We start from the raw sequence: 13,080 nt of genomic DNA on the forward strand, positions 1-13,080 counted from the left end.
TGTTTTTTAAGTAGCACTTCCGTTCGTTAACATTTTCATAGCAGCGATAGCATCAGGCTGTCCTGCCTTAGCAGCACATTTGATCCAAAATAAGGCTTTTTTTCGATCTTCGGTTACACCTTGACCGTAAAAATACATATATCCCACCGCATATTGCGCATCAGGATTGCCTTTTTCTGCTTCAGGTTTCAACCGAATAAACGCGGATCGATAATCTTGTACTTGAAAACTACGAATGCCTTCTTGTAAATTCATTTTTGTGAATGAACACCCTGTCAGAAGTAGCGCAAAACTAATGGTTAACATCACAAAAAATTTTGAAACCATATTGTTCAATCCCCAATTAAAGGCTTAGCCACTGGTGCAAAGATTAATTCATTTTTGGGTAAACTTAAACTCTCTAATGAACCTTGACGGCTAACAAGAACCCCATTTGGCGTAATACGCTTAATGATTCCACCACCAGGTAACTGATCGCCTACCTGATAAACCTGCTCTTGACCATTCGCAGAACGAATGATTACCTGAGACCGAGCCTCATCTTCAGCATAAACAACACCAACTACGGTTAAATTTAACCTTGATTGTTTAATATTGGACCCCTCCAGGTGTTCAGGCACATATTCTCCAAAAAACGTTGCCTTAGAAACTTCTGTATGGGTAGGTAAGGGAATCGATTTTGGAGGGAGTGGCAAAGCGACAGGACCATGGGCGTGATGAATCTCCAAAATTGAAATTACCCCATCAATAATCAACCACACCACAAAAACCGCTAGAATGATAAAGGCAGTTTTCGGTACAAAGGGCTTTGACAAGGTATTTTTCAAATCAGTATACACCTAACCCCCTAAACATGATGTCTCAAGTCTCTAATTCTATTTACAAAAGCGATTTCTCAAGTTAGCTCAAAGGCTAGATACTGGATCAATTGCCTCTAACTAACATCCCGAACTGGCGTTTTTTAAGCTAAAAAAACTATCATGCGAAATATCCGCTCTAAATCTCTGGAAATAATTTTGAGCAAAAAATTTGATTCGGATCGTATTTCATTTTAACTGCTTTTCGCAAAGCATACGAACGTCCATAATGATTTATCCAATAATCACTATCGAGATCAGAATAAAACCAACCAGAAATATAGCGCTTACCCCCTATGCTTATTAATATATCATCTATTTTCAATAACGCTTGAATAACTTTTTTACAATCTTGCTCTTTAATTCCGGGAGGTAACACGTTTAAGGTAACGATGTTTTCACTCTCTGGAAGCATAAAATATTTAGGTGCTACAGGCGCTATGGGGAAAATATGATAAATTCCTCCAATACTATCATCGAGTATATCCATAATTTCTGCAAGTTTACTTTCTAGTAGAAAACGATCTACGTAACATTCATACCAAGGGTGCGAATAGTCCCAAGCTCCCGAGTCTTTCATGCTTTGAATTCTTGTATCATGACGATTAGTATAATCTTTAAGGGATAAATCGATGACGTCCTCTCTAAAAGACGCGTTTAATTGCGGAATATGCTCCAAAGGTTCTTGTTCATATTCCATGGCTAAATTAATAATGAATGCTTTCTTTTTCGTTTGATTAGCATTATCTGTAACAAATGCCTCAAGATAATCGCCATGCTGTTTTAACACAAACTGGTCATTCAACCATACGTGTCTATCTTCATACACAAAACGAAACACACGAACCTGATTTTGACAAGGTCTAGTTTTTAAGGCGGCTTCGATTATGACTCCGAATAAGCCAGCTCCCCCGAGACAAGCGTTAAATAAATCAGCATTCGAATGGTGGTCACATCGAATCAATTCACCCTCTGCAGTTAAAACTAATAATTCTTCGATGTGAGCAGCAGAGATGCCTTCTTTAAACGAAGCAGAACCTACTCCGCCTACCGATAGTACCCCTCCTAACGTTAGATTGGTATTGTAAGGAATAACGATTGGAAGTTGATTTTGAGTCAAAGCCTTTGCAACAACGGATTTCCAGGTTGCTGAACAACCAGCGATTAATTGATGTCCCCGCCAATAAACATGTTCCTCTAGATGAGCAATATCGACAATCACACTTCCATTAGGGGCGAGCGACTGTCCAGACTGGCCAAATCCATTGGCTCTTATAGTGATAGGCAATTGATGATGATTTGCAAACTGTAACAGGGATTGTAATCCTGAGATATTGAAGGGTTTAAAGACTGCAACCGCCTCACCTTGTGTGAGGCGGCCGAAGTCTTGATTCGCTTGGGTAACGGCATTTGAGTCCTCTAGTAACCGTTGCCCTGTTCTTTCTTCACACTGCCTCAGTAGCGCTTGATTCCACTGATATTTCGCCATGGGGTAGTTTCCTTTCTCTGGCTAATTCCAATCGATTATTACAAGCAATCATTAATCCATCGAACATTTTACTAAACGCGTCGTAACATCGATCAATCATCTTTAAAGCATTTCGGCGAGTACTAGTTGATACACGTCGCTCGTACAATTTTCGTTCCATTTCTTCTTCAAAAATAGCATGAGCCATTTCAACTTCAAGGTGAGCGCTTGAGAAATATTTCAAATCACTATCTCCACCGGCTTTTTTCACTTGATTCGCTACTTTTTCAAAAAAGACATGGCCAGATGATTCAAGAGTCAGCAACAAAACCACATTTAATAATTCATCATCAATTTTATAGATTTCTGCAAGAATTGCATACGCTGCATCTCGGGTTATTTGTAAATCCTTACTATAAAGCCAAGCCACATCGTCATTATTTTTTCCTTCAGAAAGCTCAAGTAGATACTTTTTATCATGAAGAAACCATTTTTCATGCCCCGCATCTTCCATTCGGTGGTGTCGAGCAATTTTTTTCAAGTAAGGATCACTGACTTTTTCTTCGTTAATTCGCAAAATGTCTTGGAAAGTCATGGCCCAAAATGTAAGCTCTGGCACAAAATAACTGATCTCTTCTAGTGTATTAAGTTGCTCTAGTTTTTCAAAAAAAGGATGATCAAGAAATTCATTTTGTTTAGATTCAATATATGCTTCGATTGCTTTCATGATAGCCTCCTGGCTTAAATACTTTAGACGAAGGTATATATGCATACATTGTGCCAACTTTATATTCAACTACCCTGCTTAAGCAATCTAGTAGCGCGCTGAGTTTCCTCATAGAAAAATAACTACCGTCAGAGATTCAAAGCGACAATTTTTTGACGTTTTTTTAAACAGCGAAGGCAGAAACATCCAACTCTGCCATTTTTTTGTCGTACAGAGGCATCAGTGCATCCACCCTGGCCCAATCGATCTCATTGAATGAATTGGTATTTTTGCAAATTTTGTCAATAAATTCAGTTTGGATCTGACCATGGGCATAAGCCTCAAGATAGGGCGTGTTGGTGAACATTACAAGAACATGCTTTGAAACATAGCGATCAGGATAACGACGCATCAATTCCTTTTCGATCTGTTTTTTTAAATTAAATTGTTTATCCCGAATATCATGTTGGATTTCACGATAATTATCCATAGACATCGCAGCTACTGCGAGTGTATTTTTTACACGCTCCTCAAAAAAAGCAGGCAATGCCTGATCCCATTGGTCCTCATATTGTTCTAATAACCCATCAAAAATGCGACAGTCCTCAAACGCGCAATTCATACCTTGACCAAAGAAAGGGATAATCCCGTGAGCTGCATCGCCTATCAGCAGGCAATGATCTTGGTAATACCATTTTGTACACTTTATGGTACTCATATTTCCAGTGGGGTGAGCAAAAAACTCTCCTACCAAGTTAGGCATTGCATCGACTACATCCGAAAAATGTGTCTTAAAAAAAGTCATTAACTTCTCTTTAGAATCCAATGATTCAAAGCTATTTTTGCCGCGATTTGGCATAAATAAAGAGCCCGTAATGGAATCATCTAAATTAGGGTTTCCTAAGAGCATAAACGAATCTCTTGGCCATAAATGCAGATGTTCTCGAACCATGCTGCCCCCATGGTTGCTGCTAATGGATAATTCCTTATAGCCATGGGGCAAAAATTCGCGCGTATAATCGAGATGATGATGCTGCTTCATCGCTTCGCGAACAAAAGAACCTGCGCCATCTGCTCCAACTAACCTTTGATAATCAACCATCACTGGCTCATTATTCGCATTGACGAAACGAAGCTTTTTTTCTTCGAAATGAATATCCAGCAATTTTAAATTAAAATTTAATTCGATTAATGGACTTTTTTCAGCCTCATTCAGCAACAACGCATTTAATTCGCTTCGTAAAATAGCGTTTATGTATTCATCTTTATGTCGTCCAAATGCTTGAAAACTAACCTCACCCTGCTCTTCGTGTATCGCCCTTGCCCTCATTGGAACAATAATATTGGTCACTTGATCCATTAATCCAATCGCTTTTAAGCTGGTGATGCCACGACATGAGAGTGCCAGGTTTATGGAACGGCCACCATCCATTGGTTCTTTTCGTACATCACCACGCGCTTCATAAAGACTAACTTTATATCCACGCCTAGCTAGATAAAGAGCAAGTAGCGTCCCTGCCAACCCAGAACCTACAATCGTGACTTGTTTCACACTTCCTCCATCGATCCATGCTTAATTGAGAGTAAATTATAAAAATTAAAGACTGAATTTAAGGAAGGTTCAAGAACTTATTTAATTTTAATATTTTTCTTTAAAAATTCTTCGACCAAGTCTGGCTTACAAGGCGGACTGAAATAATATCCTTGTGCACTGTCACATCCATGAGCAACAACGAAATTCTTTTCAAATTCATTTTCGACGCCTTCTGCGAGCACTTCTAAATTTAAGCTATGACTTAAATTAATAATCGCTTTTACAATGGCTTCGTCATTCTTATTATTCACCATCCCTTGAATAAAGGACTTATCAATTTTGAGCTTATTTAGAGGAAACTGCTTTAAGTAAGATAAGCTTGAATAACCCGTTCCAAAATCATCAATCGCCAACTTAACCCCAAGCGCTTTCAACTCATGCATGAGTTCTACCCCATTATCGATATTTTCAACCAATAAGCTTTCGGTTAATTCAAGCTCAAGAAATTCGGGTTTTAATCCTGTTTTTTTAAGGGTTTCATGTACAAACTGAGGTAATTTAGATTGATGCAACTGTCTTCCGGAAATATTGACCGCAATAGTCAAGTCTTTATACCCTTTTTTTTGCCAACGGACCGTTTGTTTGCAAGCTTCTTCAATAACCCATTGTCCGATGTCAATGATTAAACCGTTTTCTTCTGCAACAGGAATAAAATTAATTGGAGAGACGTGGCCTAGCATCGGATTACACCAACGTAGTAATGCTTCGTGCCCAAAAACACGTTTACGTTTTAAATCAATTAAAGGCTGATATAAAAGATAAAATTCGTTATTTTTTAAAGCGCCTCGAAGCGCATTATCGATTTGTGCATAATTAATGACCCGGTGATTCATTTCCGTTTCAAATACACGATACGTATTACGACCACTGTCTTTAGCATGATACATCGATAAATCGGCATTTTTCATTAACGTTTCATAATCTTCGCCATCTCTTGGATAAAAACTGATGCCAATGCTTGCAGTAATTTTTAAGTGATGTTGATCAATTTTAATTGGCTTTTGAATTAATATGAGCAATTCTTGGGCCAATACCTCCGCATCATGATATTGTTCAAGATTGGGTAAAAGAATAACAAACTCATCACCACCAAATCTTGCCACGGTATCAAAATCATTCGTGGCGATTAAAAGCTTATTGGCAATCGATTGCAGTAGTTTATCACCCATACCATGACCTAAGGTGTCATTGGTCATTTTAAATCGATCTAAATCTAAAAAAAGAAAGGCAACTTTGGATTTATTCTTTTTCGCTTGCAAGATAGCCTGTTCTACGCGGTCCATTAACAACACTCTGTTCGGAAGCTCGGTGAGTGAGTCATGGGTGGCTTGCCTTAATAGTTGCTCTTCCATTTCTTTACGCTGGGTAATTTCATTAATAATAAAGACATAATGCTTCACCGCATTAAATGAGTTTTTAACTGGTGCCACTCCTAATTCGCACCAAAATATCTCACCTGTTTTTCGTTGTAACTGCACTTCAACCGTTTCTTCTCGCTCTTCTCGAATTCCAAGATTAATACGTTGTTTATTTGCTTGATCCATAATTTCTGGATAAATAAGCGAAATCGATTGTCCTAATAGATCCTCTTCACTAAATCCAGTGGTTCTCTCAAACGATGGGTTGATATAAATTATTGGCAAATCCTGTTTGCTTAAATCAATAATGGCAATTCCATGGGTACTGGCTTCAATAGCACGCTCTCTTATTCGCAATTCATCATCCGCGAGACGTCGTGCGGTCACGTCTCGAAAACTATATACTCTTCCGACAATCTCTTCTCCTACTCGCTGTGGTTGAGTATAACGTTCAAAGATTCGACCGTCTTTAAAATGTAGTTCTGGGAGCTCTCCTTGCCATTCAGGGTGGCTGTATAAAAATTTGACATCAGCGATGATTTTTTCCGGCTCAATAAGTTGCTCTAAAATATATTCAAAACTTAAATTTTCAGGTCCAGCTTCCATTAAATGGGTAGGGATCCGCCACATTTCAACAAACTTTTGGTTCCAATCCACCACTTGCCCTTTTCCATTGACCATCATAATACCATCGGCAGTGCATTCTAGAGTCGCTCGTACAAGGGATAAGGATTTTTCAAGTTCGGCATTGATATTAGGATTCAACGTTTCAATTCGGATATTATCTGTGAGGGGAATATTGGATTTTCGTTGGAATTCAGGTTGAGTATGATACCATTTTTCAAGTAAGTTAGATAATTCAGGAGTAACCGTAACAAGCCCTAATTCTTCACAAATATCGGTAACAGACGGTTCAATGCCTTTCTTCTTTAGCTTCGACGCGGCTTGACAGACTTTTTTATAATCAACTTCTTGCCTACGCATGAATCCCTCTCTAGAATGGCATTCCATTATTATTAACGGCAAAGCAGCGGAATACTTTAATTTGTAACACTATGAGTAAAATTTTAGCACAGAATCAATTGGTATAAAAAAATAGTCATGCGTCACTTACATCCCGCTTTATTTTGGGAGCTAAAGAGACAGCCCTGACCTACTCGAAAAATTTGAGGTCGGAACGGTGGTATATTGTGTAATTCATACAGGAGTAATCATGTCTCAAAAAAAATTTGAAACCAGGGCTATCCACGCTGGCCAATCCTCTGATCCCGTCACAGGCGCGGTCATGACACCCATTTATGCCACCTCCACCTATGCTCAGTCTGCTCCAGGTGTGCATCAGGGTTATGAGTATTCTCGAACCCATAATCCAACTCGAAAAGCTTATGAAGATTGTTTAGCTAATCTAGAATCTGGGCAATATGGATTTGCATTCGCAACCGGTATGGCTGCCATAAATTCAGTCATTGATATGCTCGATTCAGGCGATCATGTCATTGCCATGGATGATTTGTATGGTGGAACATTTCGGTTATTTGATAAAGTTAAAACCCGCACCAATCGGTTATCATTTTCCTTTGTGGATATGCGAGAGCCTAAGCATATCGAAGAAGCCATACGCCCAAATACTAAATTAATCTGGGTAGAAACACCTTCAAACCCGATGCTAAAGCTTGCAAATTTACGTGAAATTGCTGAAATTGCAAAAAGAAAAAAGCTCATTAGTGTAGCGGATAACACATTTGCAACCCCATGGCTTCAAAGACCTTTGGAATTGGGGTTTGACATCGTTGTCCATTCGGCTACGAAATACTTAAATGGGCATTCAGATGTGGTCAATGGGGCGGTCGTTATTGGTGATAACGCCGAGCTTGCTGAAAGACTCGCTTTTTTACAAAACTCCTGCGGTGGTGTTTGTGGCCCCTTTGATAGCTTCCTTGTATTAAGAAGTTTAAAAACATTATCTTTAAGAATGGAGCGCCACTCAGAAAACGCTCGCGCACTTTCCGAATGGCTAACGCAGCATCCTAAAGTATCTAAAGTGATTTATCCAGGACTTTCCACCCACCCGCAACATCAATTAGCCAAAGATCAAATGCGTGATTATGGCGGTATGATTTCCATGGTACTGAATGGTGACCTAGAAGACGCCAAGCGATTTTTATCACGTTGTGAACTATTTACATTAGCAGAGAGTTTAGGTGGTGTTGAAAGTTTAATTGAGCACCCAGCCATTATGACCCATGCCTCTATTCCCCCAGACAACCGCAAAAAACTTGGAATTGTGGATGGATTGATTCGACTCTCCGTTGGCATTGAACACATCGATGACCTTAAAGCGGACTTAGAGCATGCCTTAAGCTAACGCGTTAAACATTGTAAAATGTCCTATACCATTTCACAAACTCTGCCACACCGACTTCAACACTGATTTTGGGTAAATAGCCAAAGTCAGTGTGTAAAGCGGTCGTGTCAGCATGCGTGGACAATACATCGCCCTTTTGCATCGGCATAAATTCTTTAATCGCTTCTTTGCCCGTTGCCGTTTCAATAGCTCGAATATAATCCATTAAGTTTACAGGATTACCATTGCCAATATTATAAATTCGATAGGGTGCGTGGCTTCTGGATGGATCAGGTTGCATAGCAGACCAAGCTGAATCGGGCTTAGGTATTTTATCAATCGCAAGAGAAAGACCCATAACAATATCATCTATATAGGTAAAATCACGCTGCATTTGACCCTGATTAAAAATTTTTATAGGGATTCCTTGCAAAATATCTCTGGTAAACGTAAAAAATGCCATATCAGGCCTTCCCCAGGGTCCATAAACGGTAAAAAATCTCAAGCCAGTCGTTGGCAATTGATATAAATGCGAATAAGAATGTGCAATCAATTCATTTGCCTTTTTAGACGCAGCATAAATAGTTAGAGGGTGAGCCGTACCATCCTTTTCACGATAAGGTTGTGATTCATTCGCCCCATACACTGAACTGGTAGAAGCATACACTAAGTGCTCAACGTGATGATGGCGGCAAGCTTCAATGATGTTCGTAAAGCCAACAACGTTTGATTGAATATAAGCGAGAGGATTTTGAAGAGAGTATCGCACGCCAGCTTGGGCGGCTAAATTGACTACACGCTCAGGCTTATGCGTTTTAAAAACCTCGGTTACTTGTTCCAGATTACAAATGTCACGCTCATAAAAGTGAAACGATGGATGAGATTGCAGCAATTCCAATCGAGCTTGCTTTAAACGCACATCGTAATAGTCATTTAGATTATCCATCCCAATGACTTGATCACCCATTTCTAAACGCGCTTTAGCAAGATGATACCCAATAAATCCTGCGCAACCCGTAATTAACAATCGCATGACAAGGCCTAATGTTAAGAATGAAGGTAACTGTAACTGCTCGCCCATCTCACCTCACTTGACTTCCCGCGGCTTGACCGTGGGATCCAGGAATCCTTTCTAGATCGCTGGATCCCGCGGTCAAGCCGCGGGAAGTCGGTAGGGGGAGAGCAGTAACGAATGAAGAAAGTATACTCCCTATCTGATTTGATGGAAACCATCATGACGATCGTTACAAAAAACGCTATACTGGCTTTTTTTAATCGCCAAATAGGATGAACATGAGTCATTTGCAGCAAATAATTGAAGCGAATTTTGAATCACGTCAAACCATTACCCCACAATCAGCTACCCGTGAATTAAAAGAGGCGGTAGAAGACGTTTTAAACGGATTAAACTCAGGGTTTTATCGCGTTGCAGAAAAAGAAGGCAAGGATTGGACGGTTCATCAATGGATTAAAAAAGCCGTTTTACTTTCATTTCGGATGAATCCCAATGAAGTGATTGAGGCTGGTTTTTGCCAGTTTTACGATAAAGTACCCTTAAAATTTAATCATTTGAGTAGCCAAGATTTTCAGGAAATGGGTGTTCGTGTTGTCCCCCATGCGATGGTACGGCATGGAGCTTTTGTTGGACGAAATAGCGTACTAATGCCTTCTTATGTCAACATTGGTGCGTACATCGACGAAAACGTGATGGTGGATACTTGGGCAACGGTAGGCTCTTGTGCGCAAATTGGTAAAAACGTTCATTTATCTGGTGGAGCTGGAATTGGAGGGGTTCTTGAACCGCTTCAAGCAAACCCTACCATTATTGAAGACGACTGTTTCATTGGTGCCCGCTCTGAAGTGGTGGAAGGAGTCATTGTAGAGCGAGGGTCTGTTCTTTCAATGGGTGTATATCTTGGACAAAGCACAAAAATTTATAATCGACTAACCGGTGAAATCACCTATGGACGTATTCCAGCTGGTTCGGTCGTTGTCCCAGGAAATTTACCCAGTGAAGATGGACGGTATAGTCTTTATTGTGCAGTTATTGTTAAACAAGTGGATGAGAAAACGCGCGCTAAGGTCAGCATCAATGAGTTATTGCGAGATATTCCATCATGAGCTCAGTCAAGGACTTACTGGCCCGGTTGATTCGATTTGAATCCGTTACGCCTTATGATGATGGCTGTCAACCATTCATGATGGATTATTTACAGGAGCTCGGATTTACGTGCACTCCCTTAAATAACCACCCTGTCTCCAATTTTTATGCTCAAATTGGAGAGGATAAGCCTTTGTTTTTATTTGCTGGGCATACCGATGTCGTTTCAGTTGGCGAAACAAACAAATGGGACACAAATCCCTTTGAGCTTGTTGAACGAAACGGTCTTTTATTTGGCCGAGGCGCTGCAGATATGAAAGGTAGCTTGGCTGCCATGCTACTTGCGACAAAACGATTTCTTGAGAACCATTCCGAATTTAAAGGCGCTTTAGGATTTTTAATCACCAGCGGCGAGGAAGGCGAAGAGTTTGAGTTAGGCACCCCACATGTCATGCGGACTTTAGCTCAAAAGAACATCATTCCTGATTATTGTATTGTTGGCGAGCCTTCAAGCACTAAATACATTGGCGATGTGGTTAAAATTGGGAGACGAGGATCATTAACCGGAAGAATGATACTCCAGGGTAAACAAGGGCATGTCGCTTATCCGCATTTAGCTGAAAATCCAATTCATACTCTAAGTCCTCTGCTTACGGAATTAGTCAGTACAAAATGGGATAAAGGCAATGATTATTTCCCCCCCACGACTTTGCAAATAACCCACATTGAAGCCGGAGGAATAGGCTCAAACATTATACCGGGTGAACTCAAATTACAGTTTAATTTCCGATTTTCAACCGAACATACTGCAGACTCTCTCATGAAAACCGTTGAAGATTGCTTTAGTCGGCATCATCTTAACCCAGAAATTCGATGGCAATTAAATGGCGAACCCTTCTTAACCGCTCAAGGAAAACTCGTCGATGCAACCGTTAGCGCCATTCGAAAAATTACCACGCTAGAACCTCAGCTATCCACCAGTGGAGGCACTTCAGACGCTCGTTTCATCGCCCCTTTTGGCGTTGAAGTGATTGAATTAGGGCCTGTTAATGCAACCATTCATCAAGTCAATGAGTGTGTTTCAATAGCTGAATTAGAAATATTAACGGATCTTTATTATGCTATCTGCGTCGATTTATTAACTTAGTACCGTTTTGATCGATTCATCCTGGTTTACTAAAACAGGATATTCATGCGAGAGTGCTTGCTTATGTTTCTCATCCACCACTTTGGTAACACAAGCATCCGACCATACGTTCAATGACGTTTCTAACATATCGATAAGGCTGTAAAAAGGTAAAATAATTCCCATCAGAGTTATAGGAACATTCATGCTGGCTAAAAGGCTTGCGCTCAGAAAAAAACATCCCATGGGTACGCCGGCGTTACCAATCGCTGCCACAGTCGACACAACCACCCATAAAGCCATCGAGGCATAAGTTACTTCGATGCCGTGATTTTGCATCAAATACATGACGGTCACAAAAATAAACGCAGCACAACCATTCATATTAATGCTGGTGCATAATGGCAACACAAATCGCCCCACCTCAGGCTTTACCTTAAGAGACGTTTCAACCGTATCCATGGTAACTGGAAGACTACCCACTGAAGACTTAGAGAAAAAGGCAAGCGATAGAGCCGGCAGCATGCCTTTTAAAGCAGCATAAGGTTTTATGCCGTGAGATCGTAACCATAACGGCAATATCACCAGTCCTTGCACGAGATTAGCTAAGACAATAACCAGTAAATATTCTCCTATTCCTCTTAACACAGTTCCTGTCCGGATCTGGATAACCGACGAGGTAATAAAGCCAAACAACCCCAATGGAATAATTGTAATGACCCATTTGGTTATCACCATGAAAAGCCCATGAGCACCTTTAAAAAATTGCGTAATGGTTTGCCTCGGCTCGTCATCAGGTATAAAACGAATCGCTACTCCGATTATTATACTGAGAAACAACACGCTTAAAACTTGCTGCTCAAGAAATGGAGAAAATAAGCTGCTAGGAATTAAATTAGATACATGGTCTAAATAACTAAACTGGCTTGTGGAAACCACCTCTGTGTGTTTTGCATCATGAACCATGCTGGGATGAATGACTAGATACAACAAACAACTAATGGCTGCGGCGACTAATGTCGTTCCTAACGTATAACGCATGGTTCTACGCCATATATGTTTCATCATCCCATCCGAGCGATAGCTTGCGAGTGTCACAATGATAGAAAGTGAAATGATGGGCAAACTAATACATTTAAAGATTTTAATAAACACATCGGCAATTAATAATCCGAGTGTTTTAAGAAGTGGTATATCAGACATCCCACTTAAAATACCTAAGAAAATCATCACGGCATAAAGAACAGGAGTGCTAAACCAAAAAGAAGTTTTTTTTGCTGAGTGTTGTGCGCACATGCGAGTACCCTTATAAGAATGAATTCATTGAAGAAAGAGAACTAACAACAATTACAAAAAGAGAAAGGATAAGTAGAGTAAGAGCGTTGGCAATAAGGGATCAAAATGGTCATCTACGCCTCTTTTGATTTATTTTTGAACATAAAGAGAATATTTTAACACAAAATCCCTAGTGAATAAAAGAGAAAATAAAAAACGTAGCTTAGTTTCTTGTAATTATGACCGCCATC

At 40.0% G+C, this 13,080-nt stretch carries 11 protein-coding genes; 3 read left to right on the forward strand and 8 right to left on the reverse strand.

Annotated elements, in window-relative coordinates; all coding sequences use genetic code 11:
• Positions 1-6 precede the first annotated feature (6 nt).
• From E1O41_RS02650 to E1O41_RS02675, 6 genes are all read right to left on the reverse strand, one after another.
• The gene (locus E1O41_RS02650; RefSeq protein WP_229669324.1) at positions 7-306 is read right to left on the reverse strand and encodes a tetratricopeptide repeat protein; all 300 of its coding nucleotides are present in this window, start codon (positions 304-306) and stop codon (positions 7-9) included.
• A gap of 26 nt (positions 307-332) precedes the next feature.
• Positions 333-839, reverse strand: a complete 507-nt coding sequence (locus E1O41_RS11945) for a type II secretion system protein N (protein ID WP_131775773.1) — start codon at positions 837-839, stop codon at positions 333-335.
• A 157-nt stretch (positions 840-996) separates the two neighbouring features.
• A complete protein-coding gene (locus E1O41_RS02660; RefSeq protein ID WP_131775774.1) occupies positions 997-2,346 on the reverse strand; it encodes an FAD-binding protein in 1,350 nt (449 codons plus the stop codon).
• Positions 2,303-3,052 carry a hypothetical protein gene (locus E1O41_RS02665; protein ID WP_131775775.1) on the reverse strand — a complete coding sequence of 250 codons (750 nt, stop codon included), beginning with the start codon at positions 3,050-3,052 and terminating at the stop codon, positions 2,303-2,305. Before E1O41_RS02665 ends, E1O41_RS02660 begins: the two co-directional genes overlap by 44 nt.
• A gap of 163 nt (positions 3,053-3,215) precedes the next feature.
• Positions 3,216-4,583 carry an FAD-dependent oxidoreductase gene (locus tag E1O41_RS02670; protein WP_131775776.1) on the reverse strand — a complete coding sequence of 456 codons (1,368 nt, stop codon included), beginning with the start codon at positions 4,581-4,583 and terminating at the stop codon, positions 3,216-3,218.
• Between the two features lie 77 nt (positions 4,584-4,660).
• Positions 4,661-6,967 (reverse strand): putative bifunctional diguanylate cyclase/phosphodiesterase, encoded by a 2,307-nt coding sequence (locus E1O41_RS02675; protein ID WP_131775777.1) that lies wholly within the window; start codon positions 6,965-6,967, stop codon positions 4,661-4,663.
• Between the two features lie 229 nt (positions 6,968-7,196).
• On the opposite strand from E1O41_RS02675, the gene E1O41_RS02680 reads away from it, so the two are divergent.
• On the forward strand, positions 7,197-8,348 hold the full coding sequence (locus E1O41_RS02680) for a trans-sulfuration enzyme family protein (RefSeq protein ID WP_131775778.1): 1,152 nt from the start codon (positions 7,197-7,199) through the stop codon (positions 8,346-8,348).
• 4 nt (positions 8,349-8,352) lie between these two features.
• Here E1O41_RS02680 and E1O41_RS02685 read toward each other — a convergent pair whose 3' ends face one another.
• The gene (locus E1O41_RS02685) at positions 8,353-9,360 is read right to left on the reverse strand and encodes an NAD-dependent epimerase (RefSeq protein ID WP_131775779.1); all 1,008 of its coding nucleotides are present in this window, start codon (positions 9,358-9,360) and stop codon (positions 8,353-8,355) included.
• 260 nt (positions 9,361-9,620) lie between these two features.
• Between E1O41_RS02685 and dapD the strand changes: the two genes are divergently transcribed.
• Both dapD and dapE read left to right on the forward strand, forming a co-directional pair.
• Positions 9,621-10,448 carry a 2,3,4,5-tetrahydropyridine-2,6-dicarboxylate N-succinyltransferase gene (gene dapD / locus E1O41_RS02690; protein ID WP_131775780.1) on the forward strand — a complete coding sequence of 276 codons (828 nt, stop codon included), beginning with the start codon at positions 9,621-9,623 and terminating at the stop codon, positions 10,446-10,448.
• The gene (dapE, locus tag E1O41_RS02695) at positions 10,445-11,575 is read left to right on the forward strand and encodes a succinyl-diaminopimelate desuccinylase (RefSeq protein WP_131775781.1); all 1,131 of its coding nucleotides are present in this window, start codon (positions 10,445-10,447) and stop codon (positions 11,573-11,575) included. The genes dapD and dapE overlap by 4 nt, the downstream gene beginning before the upstream one ends.
• Here the strand turns inward: dapE and E1O41_RS02700 are convergent.
• Positions 11,567-12,850 carry a dicarboxylate/amino acid:cation symporter gene (locus tag E1O41_RS02700; RefSeq protein ID WP_131775782.1) on the reverse strand — a complete coding sequence of 428 codons (1,284 nt, stop codon included), beginning with the start codon at positions 12,848-12,850 and terminating at the stop codon, positions 11,567-11,569. The two genes, dapE and E1O41_RS02700, sit on opposite strands and share 9 nt — an antisense overlap.
• Between the last annotated feature and the right edge of the window lie 230 nt (positions 12,851-13,080).

The organism is Legionella impletisoli (assembly GCF_900639875.1).
In the GTDB taxonomy this organism is placed as follows: domain Bacteria; phylum Pseudomonadota; class Gammaproteobacteria; order Legionellales; family Legionellaceae; genus Legionella_A; species Legionella_A impletisoli.